General features: G+C 68.1%; 18 protein-coding genes and 1 tRNA gene. 7 read left to right on the top strand and 12 right to left on the bottom strand.

The annotated features are described in order from the left end of the window. Positions 1-69: 69 nt before the first annotated feature. The 6 genes from FE811_RS01015 to FE811_RS00990 all read left to right on the top strand — a co-directional run bounded on the left by FE811_RS01015 (position 70) and on the right by FE811_RS00990 (position 4,208). A complete protein-coding gene (locus FE811_RS01015) occupies positions 70-516 on the top strand; it encodes an Rrf2 family transcriptional regulator (protein WP_024842801.1) in 447 nt (148 codons plus the stop codon). Between the two features lie 155 nt (positions 517-671). Next, on the top strand, positions 672-1,520 hold the full coding sequence (locus FE811_RS01010; RefSeq protein ID WP_116223225.1) for a shikimate dehydrogenase: 849 nt from the start codon (positions 672-674) through the stop codon (positions 1,518-1,520). Further along, positions 1,517-2,113, top strand: coding sequence for a dephospho-CoA kinase (gene coaE, locus FE811_RS01005; RefSeq protein WP_116223226.1), 597 nt, complete (start codon positions 1,517-1,519; stop codon positions 2,111-2,113). Before FE811_RS01010 ends, coaE begins: the two co-directional genes overlap by 4 nt. Next, positions 2,106-2,825: a DNA polymerase III subunit epsilon gene (dnaQ, locus tag FE811_RS01000; RefSeq protein WP_036753738.1), complete on the top strand. Its 720-nt coding sequence runs from the start codon at positions 2,106-2,108 to the stop codon at positions 2,823-2,825. Before coaE ends, dnaQ begins: the two co-directional genes overlap by 8 nt. Positions 2,826-2,901: 76 nt before the next feature. Next, complete coding sequence (locus tag FE811_RS00995) at positions 2,902-3,780, top strand: YihY/virulence factor BrkB family protein (RefSeq protein ID WP_036753735.1); 879 nt, start codon at positions 2,902-2,904, stop codon at positions 3,778-3,780. A 35-nt stretch (positions 3,781-3,815) separates the two neighbouring features. Beyond that, positions 3,816-4,208: a GFA family protein gene (locus FE811_RS00990; protein WP_116223227.1), complete on the top strand. Its 393-nt coding sequence runs from the start codon at positions 3,816-3,818 to the stop codon at positions 4,206-4,208. Positions 4,209-4,213: 5 nt separating this feature from the next. Here FE811_RS00990 and FE811_RS00985 read toward each other — a convergent pair whose 3' ends face one another. The 4 genes from FE811_RS00985 to FE811_RS00970 form a co-directional block, all read right to left on the bottom strand. Then, positions 4,214-4,846 (bottom strand): LysE family translocator, encoded by a 633-nt coding sequence (locus FE811_RS00985; RefSeq protein ID WP_072462152.1) that lies wholly within the window; start codon positions 4,844-4,846, stop codon positions 4,214-4,216. A gap of 359 nt (positions 4,847-5,205) precedes the next feature. Next, a complete protein-coding gene (locus FE811_RS00980; RefSeq protein ID WP_072462153.1) occupies positions 5,206-6,987 on the bottom strand; it encodes a histidine kinase dimerization/phosphoacceptor domain -containing protein in 1,782 nt (593 codons plus the stop codon). A gap of 9 nt (positions 6,988-6,996) precedes the next feature. Beyond that, positions 6,997-7,590, bottom strand: coding sequence for an RNA polymerase sigma factor (locus FE811_RS00975; RefSeq protein ID WP_036753724.1), 594 nt, complete (start codon positions 7,588-7,590; stop codon positions 6,997-6,999). A 5-nt stretch (positions 7,591-7,595) separates the two neighbouring features. Continuing rightward, the gene (locus FE811_RS00970; protein ID WP_019352327.1) at positions 7,596-7,742 is read right to left on the bottom strand and encodes a NepR family anti-sigma factor; all 147 of its coding nucleotides are present in this window, start codon (positions 7,740-7,742) and stop codon (positions 7,596-7,598) included. A 93-nt stretch (positions 7,743-7,835) separates the two neighbouring features. Between FE811_RS00970 and FE811_RS00965 the strand changes: the two genes are divergently transcribed. Next, entirely contained in the window at positions 7,836-8,639 is an 804-nt protein-coding gene (locus tag FE811_RS00965; protein WP_072462154.1) for a response regulator, read from the top strand. Positions 8,640-8,760: 121 nt separating this feature from the next. Here the strand turns inward: FE811_RS00965 and FE811_RS00960 are convergent, their stop codons facing one another. From FE811_RS00960 to fdnG, 8 genes are all read right to left on the bottom strand, one after another. Then, positions 8,761-9,726 carry a nitronate monooxygenase family protein gene (locus FE811_RS00960; RefSeq protein ID WP_116223228.1) on the bottom strand — a complete coding sequence of 322 codons (966 nt, stop codon included), beginning with the start codon at positions 9,724-9,726 and terminating at the stop codon, positions 8,761-8,763. A gap of 84 nt (positions 9,727-9,810) precedes the next feature. Further along, on the bottom strand, positions 9,811-10,866 hold the full coding sequence (locus tag FE811_RS00955; protein WP_116223229.1) for an aldo/keto reductase: 1,056 nt from the start codon (positions 10,864-10,866) through the stop codon (positions 9,811-9,813). 20 nt (positions 10,867-10,886) lie between these two features. After that, a tRNA-Sec gene (locus tag FE811_RS00950) sits at positions 10,887-10,982 on the bottom strand. A 1-nt stretch (position 10,983) separates the two neighbouring features. Beyond that, entirely contained in the window at positions 10,984-12,915 is a 1,932-nt protein-coding gene (gene selB / locus FE811_RS00945; protein WP_116223230.1) for a selenocysteine-specific translation elongation factor, read from the bottom strand. Between the two features lie 19 nt (positions 12,916-12,934). After that, positions 12,935-13,843, bottom strand: coding sequence for a formate dehydrogenase accessory protein FdhE (gene fdhE / locus FE811_RS00940; protein ID WP_116223231.1), 909 nt, complete (start codon positions 13,841-13,843; stop codon positions 12,935-12,937). A 24-nt stretch (positions 13,844-13,867) separates the two neighbouring features. Further along, entirely contained in the window at positions 13,868-14,554 is a 687-nt protein-coding gene (locus FE811_RS00935; RefSeq protein WP_114536060.1) for a formate dehydrogenase subunit gamma, read from the bottom strand. Further along, complete coding sequence (gene fdxH / locus FE811_RS00930) at positions 14,554-15,552, bottom strand: formate dehydrogenase subunit beta (RefSeq protein ID WP_072462160.1); 999 nt, start codon at positions 15,550-15,552, stop codon at positions 14,554-14,556. Before fdxH ends, FE811_RS00935 begins: the two co-directional genes overlap by 1 nt. Further along, on the bottom strand, positions 15,549-18,632 hold the full coding sequence (gene fdnG / locus FE811_RS00925) for a formate dehydrogenase-N subunit alpha (protein ID WP_116223232.1): 3,084 nt from the start codon (positions 18,630-18,632) through the stop codon (positions 15,549-15,551). The genes fdxH and fdnG overlap by 4 nt, the downstream gene beginning before the upstream one ends. Positions 18,633-18,772: the final 140 nt, after the last annotated feature.

The raw sequence follows: 18,772 nt of genomic DNA, 5'->3' as shown, positions 1-18,772 counted from the left end.
GGCGGGGCGCCCTGCAATTTCTTGCCGAAATCATTGCATGACGGGACGGCGAACACTAAGGATTCCCCTATGATCTCGCAGAAAACGAAATATGCCATCAAGGCGCTGATGGCCCTGGCAGATGAGGTCGCCGCCGGCGGCAATGCCCTGACGATCGAAGAGATCGCGCAGCGTTCCGGCGCGCCCAAGCGTTTTCTGGAACATATCATGCTGGAGCTGCGCAATGCCGGCTATGTCGGCTCGCGCCGCGGCCGGGCTGGCGGCTATGTGCTGATCAAGCGCCCGAACGAGATTTCCATCGGCGAATTGCTGCGCCAGGTGGACGGGCCCATCGCGCCGCTGCCCTGCCTGTCGCGCCGGTCCTATCAGCGCTGCGAGGATTGCACGGACGAGGCGACCTGCCGGCTGCGCCGCATGTTCGGCCAGGTGTTCTGGTCCTATCTGCTGCTGATCGAATCGCTGACGCTGGAGGATCTGGTGGCCGAGGGCGGCCTGCCCGAGATGAGCGTGGTCTGAACGCGACGCCCGGCCGGGGTTGCATTCTTGCCATGGCCCAGGCCGCGAAGGGCGATACGGCTTGACCCCAGGGCAGCCCGATAGCAGTTGTGACATGACATTCGATCCATCCCGATGCCGGGGCGACGCCCCCGAGAAAGCACCGCAGGTCTGCCATGGTTGACAGTTTGCCCGCCCCCAAGCATGCGCCCCTTGCCGGGGTCATCGGCTGGCCCATCGCGCATTCCCGCTCGCCCCGGCTGCACGGGCATTGGCTGCAGCGCTATGGCATCCCCGGCCATTACGTGCCGCTGCCGGTGATGCCCGAGCATCTGGCCGAGGTGCTGCGCGCCATGCCGCACATGGGCTTCGTCGGCGCCAACGTCACCATCCCGCACAAGGAAAGCGTGCTGGCGCTGGCCGATGTCGTCACCGACCGCGCCGCGCTGATCGGGGCGGCGAACACGCTGATCTTCCGCGCCGACGGCAAGATCCATGCCGACAATACCGACGGCTACGGCTTCATCGCCAATATCCGCCAGCACGCACCGGACTGGATCCCCGGACTGGGCCCGGCGGCGGTGATCGGCGCGGGCGGCGCGGCGCGGGCCGTGGTCGCCTCGCTGCTGGAAAGCGGGGTGCCCGAGCTGCGCATCGCCAACCGCACCCGCATCCGGGCCGAACAGATCCGGTCCGAGTTCGGCGCCAAGGTCGTGGTCTATGACTGGGCGCAGGCCGGCAACATGCTGGAAGGCGCGATGACCGTGGTCAACGCCACCTCGATGGGCATGGAGGGCAAGCCGCCGCTGCGGGTGCCCTTGGACGCGCTGTCGCCGGGCACGCTGGTCACCGACCTGGTCTATACGCCGCTGACGACGCCGTTCCTGGCCGAGGCGCAGGCGCGCGGCTGCGAGATCGTGGACGGGCTGGGCATGCTGCTGCACCAGGCCACGCCCGGCTTCGAGCGCTGGTTCGGCCAGCGCCCCGAGGTCGACGACGAATTGCGCCGGATCGTGCTGGCATGAGCTACCGTCTGGGCCTGACCGGCGGCATCGGCATGGGGAAATCCACCGCCGCGCAGATGTTTCGCGACCTGGGCCATCCGGTCTGGGACGCGGATGCGGCGGTGCATCGGCTTTACGCGCCCGGCGGCGCGGCCGTCGCGCCGGTGGCCGCCGCCTTTCCTGGCGTGCTGCGGGACGGCGGCATCGACCGCGCCGCGCTGCGCGAGGCACTGGCCGCCGACCCCTCGGGCTTTGCCCGGCTGGAGGCCATCGTGCATCCGCTGGTGGCCGAGGACCGCGCCGGCTTCATCGCCGCGCACAAGGACGCGCCCATCGTGGTGCTGGACATCCCCCTGCTGTTCGAGGGCGGGTCCGAGCGCCAGATGGACGGGGTGGCGGTGGTCTCGGCCCCGCCCGAGGTGCAGCGGGCGCGGGTGCTGGCCCGGCCCGGCATGACCGAGGCGGATTTCCAGATGATCCTGTCGCGGCAGATGCCGGATGCGGAAAAGCGCAAGCGGGCGGATTTCCTGATCCCCTCGGACACGCTGGACGGCGCGCGGGCGGCGATCATGGACATCTGCGCCCGGATCATGGCAGAACGGCCCCATGCGTGAGATCGTCCTCGACACCGAAACCACGGGCTTCGACCCCGATACCGGCGACCGCATCGTCGAGATCGGCGCGATCGAGCTGATGAACCACCTGCCCACCGGGCGCACCTTCCACGTCTATATCAACCCCGAGCGCCCGATGCCGCAGGAGGCGTTCGAGGTGCATGGCCTCGGCGACGACTTCCTGCGCGACAAGCCGAAGTTCGCCGAGATCGCGGCGGATTTCGCCGCCTTCATCGGCCAGGACACCCGGCTGGTGATCCACAACGCCAGCTTCGACATGAAATTCCTGAACGCCGAGCTGCGGCTTTGCGGCTTTCCGGTCATGCCCTTCAGCCGCGCGGTCGATACGCTGGAACTGGCGCGCAGCCAGTTCCCCGGCGCGCAGAACTCGCTCGATGCGCTGTGCCGGCGCTTCCGCATCGACAATTCGAACCGCACGCTGCACGGCGCGCTGCTGGACAGCGAGCTTTTGGCCGAAGTCTACCTGGCGCTGCGCGGCGGCCGCCAGCCGGGGCTGGTGCTGGAGACGGGGCCGCTGCACGGCGCCTCGGGTCCGGGCACGGGGGCGCAGGGCGCCGCCGCCCCCAGGGGGCAAAGGCCGCGCCCGCTTGCCCCCCGCATCACCGAGGCCGAGGCCCAGGCCCATGCCGCCTTCGTCGCGAAACTGGGCGAAAAGGCGGTCTGGCTGCGCTATCGGGACGTGAACCACTAGAGGGGCCGGAACCTTTCCCGCGGGGAAGCGGGTTTCCCCGCAGGGCCGGCGACCGAAACGGAAAAGGACGGGAACCTTGATCAGGGATTGGTGGCAGTTCGTCCTGGCGATCTTCGAGCGGATGGACAAGATCCACATGAGCCTGATTGCCGCCGGCGTGGCCTTCTATGCCATGTTCGCTGTCTTTCCCGGAATGGCGGCGCTGTTTGCGCTGTGGGGGCTGTGGAACGACCCCGAGGTGATCGAGCAATACGTCCATACGACGGACGGCTTCATCCCGCAAAGCGCCGCGGACATCATCTATGGCCAGATCAGCGCGCTGGTAGCGGCGGGGCGCACGCAGCTGGGCTGGACCACGGCGATCTCCTTCATCATCGCCACCGTCTCGGCGCGGGCGGGGGTGGACGGGCTGATCCGCGGGCTGAACGCGGCCTATGGCGTGCGCTCGCATTCCACGGTCATGGGCTTCCTGCTGGCCTATGTGCTGACGCTGGTCATCGTGCTGGTGATCGCGCTGGGGCTGCTTACCATCGTCGTGGTGCCCATCGCCTTCAACTTCCTGCCCGACGTGCCCCTGCGCAACTGGCTGATCGGCGCCCTGCCCTGGATGGCGATCTTCTTCATCGTGCTGGTGGTGATCGGCATCCTCTATCGCTATGGGCCGAACGTGAAGACGCCGCGCACGGCGATCTTCACCTGGGGCTCGGTCTTTGCGGCGCTGGCCTGGGCGGCGGCCTCCTATGGCTTTTCGGCCTACCTGGCCAGCTTCAACAGCTACAACCGCATCTATGGCTCGATCGGCGCGGTGATCGCGCTGCTGATGTGGTTCTACCTGGGCGGCTTCACCGTCATGCTGGGGGCGCTGATCAACGTGGAACTGTCCCGCCGCCGCCGCTTCATCGCCGCCAAGAAGCTGCGGCAGGCGACGCGAAAGGACGCGGGCAAGGCATCGTGAACCGCCCGCCCGCCCGATCCTGAAGGAGGCGCGGCATGGACCGTTTCACCGGCGGCTGCCTGTGCGGCCAGGTCAGAATCACCGCATCCGGGCGCCCCTGGCGGGTCGGCCTGTGCCATTGCCTGGACTGCCGCAAGCATCACGGGGCGCTTTTCCACGCCTCGGCGGTGTTTCCGCAGGACGCGGTGACGATCGAGGGCGAGACCCGCGACTACGCCGGGCGGTTCTTCTGCCCCCGCTGCGGCTCGTCCGTCTTTGCCCGCAGCCGGGATGAGGTCGAGGTGAACCTGGGATCGCTGGATGCCCCGGACCAGCTGGTCCCGACCTATGAGCTGTGGACCATCCGCCGCGAAGCCTGGCTGCCGCCGTTTCCGCTTGCCCGGCGATACGAGCGGGATCGGGACGGCCCTGGCCGCTGCGAGGACTAGAGGAGTCAGCGCCGGGTCTCGGCCATCATCCGCAGCGCAAGCCCGGCCAGGACCGTCCCCATCAGCCAGCGCTGCACGACCAGCCAGAACGGCCGGCCGGCCAGGAAGACCGCGATGCTGCCCGCCGCAAGCGCGATGAGCGCGTTCACGCTGACGCTGACGGCGATCTGCGTGGCCCCCAGGGCCAGCGACTGCGCCAGCACGCTGCCCTGGCCGGGCGTCACGAATTGCGGCAGCAAGGACAGATACATGACCGCGATCTTTGGGTTCAGCAGGTTGGTCACGAACCCCATGGCGAAAAGCCTGCGGGCGCTGTCCCTGGGCAGGTCGCGGACCTGAAAGGCCGAGCGCCCGCCCGGCCTGACCGCCTGCCAGGCCAGGTAAAGCAGATAGGCGGCCCCGGCGAGCCGCAGGGCGTCATAGGCATAGGGCACGGCCATGACCAGGGCCGTGATCCCGAAAGCCGCGCAAAGCATGTAGAAGACGAAGCCCAGCGCGACGCCCCCCAGCGAGATCAGCCCCGCCAGCGGCCCCTGGCAGATCGAGCGCGAGACGAGATAGATCATGTTGGGACCGGGCGTCAGCACCATGCCCAGCGAGATGGCGGCAAAGGCCAGCAGGTTCACAGGATCGGGCATGGCGTTTCCTTCGCGGATGGCAAGGCGCCGCAATCGGCCGACTGCGCCGCAGCCATGACGCTAGCAGCCGGCAGGCCGCGCAGCAACGCCGAGCGTCGGCAGGCCGCGCGATTCCGGCGCATCACCTTGCGCCGGGGAAAGCCGCCCGTCCAGCTTTCGCCGGTCGGACCAAGGCCACCGGGAAGCGAACCGCCTCTTCTAACAGGCTGCTGAAAAGGGATTTTGAGAGGGACGCAGCGGAAATCGTTCTGGATCCAGCTGATATCAGCCCGAAAATGGGGTGTTTTCGGCAAATTTGAAGCGGATTTCCCGGTTCCCCGCCCGCGCTGTCCTGTCGCAAGGACTTTTTCAGCAGCCTGCTAATGCCGCGAGCCCGGCCGCGCGGCCGAGGTCAGCACCACCTGCGGCATCTCGGCCCCTTCGCGCTTGTGCAGGTTCTCGACCTGGAAGCGCAGGCGCAGAAGGAAGCGGCCCTCGCCCATCTCCTGCTCGGCCTCGCCTTCCAGCTGGGTGGCGAAGGCCTCGATCAGCTGGCTGCCAAGGCCGGTGCCCTCGGCCAGGCTGCTGGCGCCGATCGAGTTCTCGACCTCCAGCACCGCATGGCCCGGCCCGTCCGCGCGCAGCGAGACGCGCACCCAGGGCTCGGCATCGGGGTCGGAAACGCCGGAATATTTCAGCGCATTGGTGAAAGCCTCGGTCGCCAGCAGGCTCAGCGGCACCGCCTGGTCGGGCATCAGCACCAGGGGCTCCAGCCGGGTGTCTATGCGCAGCCCGGCGCCGGGGCCGACCGAGGCATTGGTCATCTGGTTGATGATGTCGCGGATCAGCCGGTCGGCCTGGACCGAATCCAGATGCTCGGCCTGGTAGAGGTTGCGATAGATCGTCGCCAGCGACGCCACCCGGTCCTGCACCGAACGCAGCACGCGCCGGGCATCGTCATGCTCGATCACCCGGATCTGCATGTTGATGATCGAGGCGATCAATTGCAGGTTGTTCTTGACCCGGTGATGCACCTCTTTCAGCAGCACGGTCTTTTCGTTGACCGCGGCCTCCATCGCCTCTTCGTCGCGGATCAGGATGCGCGCCATGTTGTGGAAGGTCTGGCTCATGTCCTCGATCTCGGCGGGCGCGTCGGCCAGCACCGGCGGCGGGGCCGAGCGGTCGCCGATGGCAAAGCGGCGCATCTGGCTGCGCAGCTCGCGGATATGGCGCAGCACCAGGCGATAGACCGCGAAATAGGCCACGGCCAGCGAGGCGGCCCACAGGATCAGCGGCAGGATCAGCGCCGTGCGCCGGGTGATGTCGATGCCGGTGATGCCGGATTCGGCGCGGTTCCACGACCCCAGCGCATAGACGAGGCCGGGCACCACCGGCACGACGCTGAACACCCGCCGCTCGCCCGAGTTGGAAATGTCGCGGAAGGTCGTCTCGCTGCGCGACAGAAGCGAGGGCAGCGACTTGCCGCGCGGCAGCACCTCGGTGATGTCGCCCGCGCCCTCGCGGTCCGACGAGATCACCTCGCCCTGGTTGTTGAAGGTCAGGATGCGCGCCCCCTCGGTCCCCAGCCCCGAGACATGGGTCGAGCGCAGCAGGTCGTGCGACATCGAGACGGCGATGAAGCCCAGCAGCTCGACCCCGCGGTAAAGCGGCTGGATCACCACCACCACCGCCTTGCCCGTGACCGGCCCGTCGGCGCTGGTCGTGACCAGCGTGCCGGGGCTTTCGCTGAACTGGCGAAAGGCGGATTCGCCGGAAAGGTCGTGCACGCCGCGCACCGAGGAACATTCCGTCACCCCGTCGAGCCGGGTGAAGCCGGCATAGACGAAGTTCACCGTGCGCTGGACCAGGCCGCGCATGATGTCGGAACAGGCCTGCGGCCGGTCCATCGTCTCCAGCACCGCCGGGCCCAGCGCGTCGGCGGTGCCGAGCGCGCTTTGCAACAGCGCCCTTTCCCCGGCGGCGGCGGTGGCAGTGCGGCCCAGAAGCGCGATTTCCGAGGATCGCTGGTATTCGCGCGACAGGTGCAGCGTCTGGATGACCGAGATCAGCCCGATGGGCAGGATCGCCACCGACAAGAGCCCGCCCAGCCGAAAGCCGAGGCCCTTGGTGAATTCCAGCTTGTCCAACAGCCGCCGCAGCACGACGCCATCTCAGCGCAGGATCGGCGTGTTCTGCGCCATCACCGCCAGCGTGGCCCGGTCGGTCATCTCCAGCTCCTCGCCCTCTTCCAGATGCAGAAGCTCGGCCAGCTTGCGCCGGCCGCGATTGGCGCGCGACTTGACGGTGCCGACGGCCACGCCGGTCATCGCCGCCGCTTCCTCGTAGGAAAAGCCCGAGGCGCCCACCAGGATCAGCGCCTCGCGCTGTTCGTCGGGCAATTGCTCGAAGGCGGCGCGGAAATCGTTCAGCGCAAGGCGGCCGTCGTGCTCGGGGCGGGTGGCCTGGCGCGCGGCATGGATGCCGTCGGAATCGCTGACCTCGCGCTTGGTCTTGCGGCGGGCGGAATAGAAGGTGTTGCGCAGGATGGTGAACAGCCAGGCGCGCAGGTTGGTGCCGGGCTGGAACTTGTCGATATGCGTCCAGGCCTTGACGATGGTGTCCTGCACCAGGTCGTCGGCCGAGGCCCCCTCGCGGGTCAGCGACAGCGCGAATGCGCGCAGCGCCGGCAGGTGATCGACCAGTTCGTCCCGAGGATCGCCATGGTCCTGGGAACGGGTCGTCCGCGCCGGTTTTCGATCGGTCATCCGGTTCACTCCTGCTCGCGCAATTTGTCGAGCAGTTGCAGGAACCTGTCGGGTATCTGCTGCGTCGCGTCCTGCTCATAGACGCGGCGCAGATTCTCGTCGATCTGCTTTTCTATGGCTGCTCGCCTGCGTTCCTCACGCCTGGTATTCATTTTTTAGTTATTCCCGGTAATCTTGTGCGCACCTTGCCTAACCGTTACCTATCCGATCAGGTTCCGACACACGACGCTTTTTTCGAGGTAGACATGACCGCAGCGGATCTTGCCCAGTCCATCAGCCGGGAACTGCCCTATCTGCGTCGCTATGCGCGCGCGCTGACCGGCAGCCAGACCGCCGGCGACAATTACGCCGCCGCCACGCTGGAGGCGATCCTGACCGATCGCAGCCTGATGGATGGCGAGGACACCCGCATCGGGCTGTTCCGCACCTTCCACGCCATCTGGCAAAGCTCGGGCCAGCCGGTCGAGCTGGAGGCGCAGACCCCGCGCGAGGCCCGCGCCCAGGCGCATCTGCGCGGCCTGACCCCCAATTCGCGCGAGGCGCTGCTTTTGCGCACCATCGAGGAACTGCGCTACGACCAGATCGCGCAGATCATGCAATGCCCGCAGCCCGAGGCCGAGGAGCTGGTGCAGATCGCCCTGAACGAGATGGGCCAGTCGCTGACCGGCAAAATCATGGTGATCGAGGACGAGACCATCATCGCCATGGACCTGAAGGGCATCGTGCAGGCCATGGGCCACGATGTCACCGGCATCGCCCGCACCCATGCCGCCGCCGTCGACCTGGCGCATCAAAGCCGCCCGGACCTGATCCTGGCCGATATCCAGCTGGCCGACGGCTCGTCCGGGATCGAGGCGGTGAACGAGCTGCTTGCCAGCATGGGCGACATCCCGGTGATCTTCATCACCGCCTTCCCCGAGCGGCTGCTGACCGGCGACCGGCCCGAGCCGGCCTTCCTGATTTCCAAGCCCTATTCCGAGGAACAGGTGCGCTCGGCCGTCAGCCAGGCGATGTTCTTCGCCTCGACCGAGGGGCTGGCGGTGTCCTGACGCACCGCCGCCGCGCCTGGGGGCGCGGTGGGGAGGAGTGTTTGGCAGACGGTGAAAGGCGCGGGCCTTGGCGCCCCGCCGTGCCGTTGCAGGAGTATTTGGGGAACGAAGAAGCCGGGGGTCAGGCGCAGAGGGCGGCGCGGGCTTCGGCATGTTCGCGGGCCAGGCGGTCGATCAGCCGGGCGGCGGGCAGGATTTCGCGCACCGCGCCGATGCCCTGGCCCGAGCCCCAGACCTGGCTCCAGGCCTTGGGCCGCGACGAGGCTTCGGCGAAGTTCATGTCCGACACGTCGCCGCGCTCCAGGCTGGCCGGATCGAGCCCGGCGGCGCGGATCGAGGGCGCGAGGTAATTCCCCGACACCCCGGTGAAGAGCGAGGAGGTGACGACGTCCTCGGCCCCGCAATCCACGATCATGCGCTTGTATTCGGGCTGGGCGTTGGCTTCCTCGGTGGCGATGAAGGGGCTGCCGACATAGGCCAGGTCCGCGCCCATGGCCTGCGCCGCCAGCACCGCGCGGCCGGTGGCGATGGCGCCCGACAGAAGCAGCGGGCCGTCGAACCATTCGCGGATCTCCTGCACCAGGGCAAAGGGCGATTGCGGCCCGGCATGGCCGCCGGCGCCCGCCGCGACCGCGATGAGGCCATCGGCGCCCTTTTCGATCGCCTTCTTGGCAAAGCGGTTGTTGATGACGTCGTGCAGAGCGATGCCGCCGCAGTCATGGGCGGCCGCGTTCACCTCGGGGCGGGCGCCGAGGCTGGTGATCCAGATCGGCACCCGGTGGCGGTGGCAGATCTCGATGTCGCGTTCCAGCCGTGCGTTCGAGCGGTGCACGATCTGGTTCACCGCGAAGGGGGCGGCCGGCTTGTCGGGATTGGCCTGGTTGTGGCGGTCCAGTTCCTCGGCGATGCGGGTCAGCCAGGCGTCAAGCAGCACCGGCTCGCCGTCCTTTTCGCGGGCGTTGAGCGCCGGAAAGCTGCCGACGATCCCGGCCTTGCATTGCGCGATCACCAGTTCGGGCCCCGAGACGATGAACATGGGCGAGGCGACGACGGGGATGCGCAGGTGCGACAGGATCGGGGGCAGCATGAAATCCTCGTGGGGCAGGTGACGCGGGCAGATTGCCCGCGCCGCGCCATGCTGCCAACCCTGCCGTGGCGTCGCGGGGGCGCTTCAGTAGGGCAGCGGGTGGCTGCGGTGCAGCTTGTCGATGCGCTTGAGCGCCTCTGCCGGCAGCCGCAGGTCCAGCCCGGCCAGAAGATGGTCGAGCTGCAAAAGATCGGTCGCGCCGATGATCGGGATGGCGTGGAACGGGCGCTGGCGGGTGAAGGCGATGGCCATGTGGACCGGGTCCAGCCCCAGTTCGGCCGCCAGCCCGTGCCAGGCGGCGACGGCGGCATCGGCGCGGGCGGTGCGCCGCCCGCCCAGGTCGCCCGGTCCCCCATTGGCGCGATCGGTGGCCGCGCGGCTGCCGGCGGGCTCGGCCCCGCCTTGGTATTTCCCGGTCAGCAGCCCCGCCGCCAGCGGAGAATAGGCCAGCAGCGTCACCCCTTCGTTCACCGCCAGTTCAGCCAGGTCGGTGTCGAAGGCGCGATAGAGCAGCGAATATTCGTTCTGGATGCTGGCCATGCGCGGCGCGCCCATGCGTTCGGCCGTGTCGATCCAGCGCGCCGTGCCCCAGGCCGATTCGTTCGACAGGCCGATGGCACGGACCTTGCCGGCGCGCACCGCCTCGTCCAGGGCGCCCAGCACGTCCTGCATATGCGCCAGCGTCGCGGCGCGGTCCTGTTTCGAGGGGTCGTAGCGCCAGTTCTGGCGAAAGGCATAGCTGCCGCGCACCGGCCAGTGCAGCTGGTAAAGATCGATGTAATCGGTCCTGAGCCGCCGGAGCGAGGCGTCGATGGTGCGGCGCAGGATGGCGCCGTCGAAGCCCTCGGCCCGCACCTTGTCGCCGGGGCCGGCGGCCTTGGTGGCGATCTGCACCCGGTCGCGGCCGCCGCGCGCGGACAGCCAGTCGCCGACGATTTCCTCGGTCCGGCCCACGGTCTCGCGCCGCACCGGGTTCACCGGGTAAAGCTCGGCCGTGTCGAGGAAGGTGATGCCGGCGGCCAGCGCGCGGTCCATCTGGGCATGGGCCTGGGCCGCGCCCGTCTGGTTGCCGAAGGTCATCGTGCCCAGGCAGACCGCGCTGACCCGAACCTTGCTGCTGCCAAGCACCGTGCTGTCCATTGCTATCCTTTCGTCGCATCTGGCGGAAGAGAGTGGGAGTCGAACCCACCCGAGACAGGCTCACTGCCCCAACCGGATTTGAAGTCCGGCCGCCCCACCGGGGACGCTTCTCTTCCCTTATTCCCGCTCGTCCGACCCGTCCGGCGTGAACAGGTCGACCCGGTGCGGGTTGATGCGACGAAGATCGCCCCGACGCAAGGTCAGACCGAGACGGTCGAAGAAGTCAAGGATCTGGATCGCCACCTTGCGCCCGTTCCGCACCCGGTCGCGAAAGGCCGGGGCGGTGAACCAGCCGTCGGCGCTGGCGGCGGCGAGGTCGCGGATGATGCCGACCATCTCGACCGTGGTGGCGCGGGCAAAGAAATGGTCATGCGCGATCTGGTCGATGCGGCCCTGGCGCGCGGCCATGCGCAGGATGCGGCGGACCTCGGGTTCCTCGGCGCCGAACGCATGGGCAAAGTCGCGCACGCGGGGCGGGCGAAAGCGGTCCTCGCCGGCAAGCTGCGGCAGGATGCGCTCCAGCAGCGCCTCGTCCTCGGGCGCAAGGCGGGGCAGGTGGCCGGGCAGGCGGATGAAGGCGCCGTCCAGCGCGATGCGGCCCGCCGCCGCCTCGGCGCGCAGGAAGGCGGCGAAATCGGGCTTGGGCAGGCGCGGGTCCAGCATGAGCCGCAGCTTTTCCCGCCCGAGCCCCTGGAGATCGGCATTCTCGGCGTGAAAGGCGGCCAGTTCCGCCTGCATCTGCCGGCGCAGCGCCGCCAGCCGGTCGGGGCCAAGCGCCTGCCGCGTGCCGGGGACGATGGCGATGCCCGAGGCGGCGATGGCGCGGTCAAGCTGGGCTGGGGCCAGCGCGCGGTCGCGGGCAAAGGCGTCCAGGTCGATCAGCGCCGCGCCTGCCAGCGCGGCCAGCGCATCGGCCGGGTCGGGCAGGGCCATGGCGCGCAGCACCGCCAGGCGCTCGGGCCGGGCGCGGTGGCGGGCGGGGGCGCGCAGGTCGATCAGCCGCCCGCCGCCGATGGTGCGCCGGGCCGAGACGTCGCGCAGGATGAAGCGCTCGCCCAGGGTCGCGGCCAGGGGACGGTCGAGGACGAGCTGCGCCAGCCCCTCCTCGCCCGGTGCCAGCGGCCCTTGCAGCGGCACGATGCGGGCGCCGGTTTCCGCCGCGCCCAGATGCAGGCGGGCGGGAAACCAGGTGGCCAGCGGCTTGGGCTCGGTCCCCAGCACGCGCAGGCTGACGTCGATGCGCTGGGTCGGCGCGTGCAGCGCCGGGTCCATCGCCACGTCGCCGCGATGGATCGCATCGCGCGTCACGCCCTCGCCGGCCAGGTTCAGGGCGCAGCGCTGGCCAGCGAGCCCGGCCTCGGCCTTGCGGTTCTGGGCATGGACGGCGCGCACGCGGGCCGGCAGTCCCGTGGGGCTGATGGCGATCTGGTCGCCCGGCGCGACCCGGCCCGACAGCACCGTGCCGGTGACGACGGTGCCCGTCCCGGCCAGGGTAAAGCTGCGGTCGATGGCCATGCGAAAGCGTGCCGCGGCAGCGCGGGCGGCGGTCTGCGCCTCGGCCCGCACCAGCGCGGCGCGCAGGGCGTCGATGCCCGCCCCGGTCAGGGACGAGACCGGAAAGACCGGCGCCCCGGCCAGCCCGGTCGGGGCCAGCAGTTCCGCGATCTGGGCACTCAGGGCGACGATGCGGGCAGGGGGCGCAAGATCGGACTTGGTCAGCGCGACCATGCCGCGGCTGATGCCCAGCAGGTCGAGGATCGCCAGATGTTCGCGCGTCTGCGGCATGATGCCGTCATCGGCGGCGACGACCAGCAGGGCCAGGTCGATGCCGCCGGCCCCGGCCAGCATGGTGTGGACGAATTTCTCGTGCCCCGGCACGTCGACGAAGCCGGTGACGGCGCCGCCGCCCAGGTCGGCATAGGCGAAACCCAGCTCGATGGTGATGCCGCGGGCCTTTTCCTCGGCCAGCCGGTCGGTCTCGATGCCGGTCAGCGCCCGGACCAGCGCGCTTTTACCATGGTCGATATGCCCTGCCGTGCCGACGATCATCGCCCGCGCCGCACCGCCGTCAATAACCGGCCAGGAAGGGGTTGAAGCCGCCCCGCTTCCATTCGGTGTCCCGCATCATCAGGTCGAGGCCAAGGCTGGCCACGTCGTCGGCGATGGGCTCCAGCGATGGGTTGCGGTTCTGATACAGGATCTTGACCCAATGGTCGCATTCGCGGCAGACCTCGGCCTTGACCGTGGCCTCGCCGGTTTCGACCGAGCGATAGCTGATGCCCTTGGTCGAGCCGCAGCAGAGGCATTTTACCCGCACCTCGTTCCACAGGGTCTGGCAGGTGGCGCAGGAACAATAGCGCGCGCCCTCGGCGCCGATGCTTTCGGTCACCAGGCTGGTCGCCGGGCGGCCGCCGCAGGCCGGGCAGATGCCGGTGCGGATCGGCACCAGCTTCTCGGCGTCCAGCGCCGCCGCCTGCATCGCGGCATGGACCTGCAGGGCGGCGGCGGCGAACAGATGCGGGGCCACGCTGTCCTCGGGGATGGTGTCGGCCAGCACATTGTCCATGACCCAGTCGCGATCCGCGGGCTCGGCCGCATGCAAGGCCGCCAGCGCCAGCCGCGCAGGCTCGGGCATGTCCAGCGCCGCCAGCCGCCCAAGCAGCAAGGGCAGCGCCTGCGCCAGCCCCTCGCGCATGGCGTTGCGGTCCAGCGGCGGCATGCGGCTGGCCCGCGCCAGTTCGATCCGCTGGGACGGCGGCGGGTCGGGCGGCGGCAATTCGCGCGCCAGATCAGCCTGCGCCCGGCAAAGCCCGGCCAGGAAACGCAGGTAAGGCGCAAGGTTCGGGCTGTGGCCGGCCAGGAAATCGAACCGCTCGGCGCGGGTCGAGAACAGCGCCGCAGGATCGGGCAGGCGGGCCAGGGGAACCTTGGCGACGCCGCCGATCATCGCGGAATCGGGTTTCAGGGCGGTGGACATGGCTTCCTTTCGGGTCGCTTGCGCCTACTCTGCCGGGCCGCCGCCCTCGCGTCCAGCCACTTCGCGCAGCCATTTGCGATGGTGCCGCCAGGCCCAGCCGCCGGTCACGGTGCCGCGGGTCATGGCCCGGATGGTGCCGCGGGTCCAGATCGCCGCATAGACGTGCAGGATGAAGGTCAGGATGATCGCGACCGCCGCCACCGCATGCACCAGCACCGCCCAGCGCCGCACCGGGATCGAGACCAGATGCGGGAAATATTCCTGCCAGATCATCACGCCCGAGACGATCAGCACCACGATCAGCACCGACATGGCCCAGAAGACGAATTTCTGCCCGGCATTGTATTTGCCAAGCTCGGGCAGCTTTTCCTCTTCGCCGCGGACGACCTCGCCGATACGGCTGACCCAGGTGCGGTCCTCGGGGCGGGGCAGGTTCAGCCGCCACATCTGCAGGAAGAGCAGAAGGAAGCTGAAGAACAGCAGCACGCCCACGAAGGGATGCAGCCAGCGCGTCATCTGCCCGCCGCCGAACAGCCCGGTCAGGAAGTAGAGCGAGGGGTGGAACAGCGCCAGGCCGGACAGCAGCAGCGCGATCAGGCTGGCCGCCGTCACCCAATGGTTCAGCCGGGTGATGCCGCGATAGCGGCTGACCGTCACCGGGCGGCGGCTTTCGATATGGTCGCCCGCTTCGGAGAACATGCGCTTGGCCATCACAGCACCTCCCTTCCCGGCGGAACCGGGGGGTCACGCCCCTCGACCAGTTGCTCGGCATGGGTTTCATCCTCGGCCGAGACCTTGTTGGCGCGCGTCATCAGCCCGTGCAGGACCGAGCCGATGGCCGCGGCGCCGATCGCGGCCAGGCCCAGCGTCTTGGTGACACCCTTCCAGCCCTCGACCACCGGAGAGATGCGCGGCTCTTCCGGCAGGTCGGAGTAAAGCGAGGGCTGGTCGGCATGGTGCAGCACATAGAAGACATGCGTGCCGCCCACCCCTTGCGGGTCGTAGATGCCGGCATTGTCGTAGCCGCGCGACTTCAGGTCGTCGACCCGCGCCTCGGCATGGGCCAGCATGTCCTCCTTGGTGCCGAAGACGATGGCCTGGGTCGGGCAGGCCTTGGCGCAGGCCGGCCCCTGGCCCACCGCCACCCGGTCCGAGCAGAGCGTGCATTTGTAGCTGACATGGGTTTTCTGGCTGATGCGCGGGATGTTGAAGGGACAGCCGGTCACGCAATAGCCGCAGCCGATGCAGTTCTCGTGGATGAAATCCACGATGCCGTTCGAATATTGCACGATGGCGCCGGGGGCCGGGCAGGCCTTCAGGCAGCCCGGATCGGCGCAATGCATGCAGCCGTCCTTGCGGATCAGCCATTCGAAATCGCCGGTCTGCGGGTTCTCGTATTCCGAAAACCGCATCAGGGTGAACATGTCGGGCGTCAGGTCGTGCGGGTTCTCGTAGAGGCCGACGTTCTGCTCGATCTCGGGATAGGTGTCGTTCCATTCGGCGCAGGCCGACTGGCACGCCTTGCAGCCGATGCATTTCGACACGTCGATCAGCTTGGCCACCGGCGTCAATTCGCGCGTCGGCGGCGGCAGGTCGGGCGTGGCCGAGGCGCGGACGACGTCGCCCGGCCCCAGGTTGGCCTGCATCGGTTGCACCGGCGGGTTCGAGACCGCGGTGCGCGGGCTGTCGAGGTTCGGATCGGTCGTCATGACACCGCCTCCCCTGTCGCGGGTTCGATATTGACCAGGAACGCCTTGAACTCGGGCGTTTCCACATTGGCGTCGCCGACGAATGGCGTCAGGCTGTTCGGGCCGAAGCCCTTGCGCGCCGCGCCCATGAAGCCCCAGTGCAGCGGGATGCCGATGACATGCACCAGCTTGTCGCCGCATTGCATCGGCTTCAGTCGCCCCGTCACCAGCGCCTTGGCCTTGACCTCGCCGCGCTTGGACCAGACCCGGACCCAGCCGCCACGCCGGATGCCTTTCTCGGCCGCCAGTTCCTCGCTGATCTCGACGAAGAACTCGGGCTGAAGCGCGGCATTGATGCGGTTGTGCTTGGTCCAGTAATGGAAATGCTCGGTCAGGCGATACGAGGTCGCGGCGATCGGGAACTCTTCGCTGGTGGCGAATTGCTCGGCGTCGCCGACGAAGACCCGCGCCACCGGATTGCCGCGCATCTGCGGGTTGAACACGTTGGCAAGGGGCGATTCGAAGGGCTCCATATGCGTCGGGAACGGCCCGTCGCGCATCATGCCCCGGCTGAACAGGCGCGAGACGCCTTCCTGGTTCATGATGAAGGGGCCGACGTCGCCGGGCTTCGCCGTGGGGGCGATGTCGGGCACGTCATAGCCGGTCCATTTCTCGCCGTCCCATTCCAGCAGCTTGCGCGAGGGATCCCAGGGCCGGCCCTGCAGATCCGCCGAGGCCCGGTTGTAGAGGATCCGCCGGTTCAGCGGCCAGGAAAAGGTCCAGTTGGGATAGGCGCCGGTCTCGTCGGGGTCGGCATTGTCCCGGCGGGCCATGTTGTTGCCGTCCTCGTTCCAGCAGCCGGAATAGATCCAGCAGGCGCCCATGGTGGTGCCATCGTCGCGATACTGGCTGAAGTTCAGCAGCTGCTTGCCCTTGGCGGTCAGCACCTTGGCCGGGTCGGCGGGGTCGCGCACATCCTCCAGCGCGCGGCCGTTCAGCTCCTTGGCCAGTTCCTCGGGCGTCGGCTCGTCGGGGTCGGCATAGTCCCAGGTCAGGTTCAGGATCGGGTCGGGGAAAACCCCGCCTTCGTCCTGGTAGAGCTTTTTCACCCGCAGGAAGATCTGCGCCATGATCCAGGTGTCGTGCCTGGCCTGGCCGGGCGGGGTCGCCGCCGACCAGTGCCATTGCAGCCAGCGACCCGAGTTGACCAGCGCGCCGTCGTCCTCGGCAAAGCAGGACGAGGGCAGTTCCAGCACCTCGGTCTGGATCGAGGCGGTGTCCACGTCGTTGTGTTCGCCGTGGTTTTCCCAGAAATGCGCGGTTTCGGTCGCCAGCGGGTCCATGACCACCAAGAGCTTCAGCTTGCTCAGCGCCGAGGTCAGCTTGGCCCGGTTCGGGAAGGACAGCAGCGGGTTGAAGCCCTGGCAGAAATAGATGTTGACCTGGCCGGCATCCATCAGCTCGAACATGCGCAGGATGTCATAGGTCGGCACATCCAGCTTGGGCAGGTAGTGATAGGCCCAGTCGTTCTCGGCCGTGGCCGCGTCGCCCCACATGGCCTTCATGAAGCTGACCATGAACTTGGGATAGTTCTGCCAATAGCTGGTCTGCCCCGGCCGCAGCGGGGTAAAGCTGCGGCTGGACATGTAGGTCTGCCAGTCCGGCTCCTTCTCGGTCGGGATGTTCAGGTAGCCGGGGATCAGGTTCGACATCAGCCCGATGTCGGTCAGCCCCTGGATGTTGGAATGGCCGCGCAGCGCGTTCATCCCGCCGCCCCGGACGCCGATATTGCCCAGGATCAGCTGCAGCATCGCCATGCCGCGGATGTTCTGCGAGCCCTTGGCGTGCTGGGTCCAGCCCAGCGCATACATCGAGGTCATGGTCTTGTCGGGGGCCGAGCATTCGCCGATCATCTCGGCGATCTTCAGGAAGCGGTCGCTGGGCGTGCCGCAGACCTGCTCGACCAGTTCGGGCGTGTAGCGCGAGACATGTTCCCTGAGCAGGTTCCAGACGCAGCGCGGATGCTCTAGCGTCATGTCCACCTGGGCAAAGCCGTCCTCGCCGATGACATAATCCCAGCTCGACTTGTCATAGTCGCGCTTTTCCGGGTCATAGCCGGTGAACAGCCCGTCGCTCCAGCCGAACTCGTCCTTCACGATGAAGGCGGCGTTGGTGAAGGCTTTCACATAGTCCCATTGCACCTTGTCGTTCTGGATCATCCAGTTGATCAGGCCCATCAGGAAGGCGATGTCCGAGCCGGGACGGATCGGCGCATAGTAGTCCGCCACCGAGGCCGTGCGGGTAAAGCGCGGGTCCACCACGATCAGCCTGGCGCCGCGATTGGCCTTGGCCTCCGTCACCCATTTGAAGCCGCAGGGATGGGCTTCGGCGGCATTGCCGCCCATGACGACCACGAGGTCGGTGTTCTTGATGTCGGTCCAGGAGTTGGTCATCGCTCCACGGCCAAATGTCGGGCCCAAACTGGACACCGTGGGGCCGTGTCAGACGCGCGCCTGGTTGTCGAATCCGACGATCCCCATGGCGCGGACCGTCTTGTAGGTCAGCCATGCGGTTTCATTGGTGGTGGCCGAGGCCGCCAGATAGCCGGTGGTGGTCCAGCGGTTGACGGGCACCCCGTCGTCGTTGGCCAGCACCATGTTGGCGTCGCGGTCGTCCTTGAGCGCGCGGGCGATCTTGTCCAGCGCCTCTTCCCAGGAAATCTCCTCGAAGCTGGCGGCGCCGGGGCGGCGGATGCGCGGCGTGGTCAGCCGCGTCTCGGCATTGACGAAATCCTTCAGCGCCGCGCCCTTCGGGCAAAGCGTGCCGCGGTTGGTCGGATGGTCGGCATCGCCCTCAATATGGATGACCCTGGCCTCTTCGCCGGCCTTCAGGTCGCCGTCGGAATAGATGATGACGCCGCAGGCGACCGAGCAATAGGGACAGGTGTTGCGCGTCTCGGTCGTCGAGGCCAGCTTGAAGGCACGCACATGCGCCTGTTCCGCCGCCTCCGCCCCGCCGAAGCCCATGGCCCCCAGCGATGTCGCCGCGACACCCGCACCCGCCAGTTTCAGGAAACCGCGCCGCGAGAGGTCGATATTCATCGTGCCCTCCTTTTGCCTGTCGAAGAGATAGGTACGGGGTCAGGATCGCGCGGTATGGTAGTTCTGTCAAGCTTGGCACGAAAAAGGCGCGGCCATGGCCGCGCCCCCAAGCTCTTGTTATTTCGTTATGTTTATGCTTG

Origin of the sequence: Paracoccus sp. FO-3, assembly GCF_006386455.1 — a bacterium.
GTDB classification, from domain to species: Bacteria; Pseudomonadota; Alphaproteobacteria; order Rhodobacterales; family Rhodobacteraceae; genus Paracoccus; species Paracoccus versutus.
Note: the sequence above shows the minus strand (reverse complement) of the source record. Positions and strands in the feature narration are given on the sequence as shown.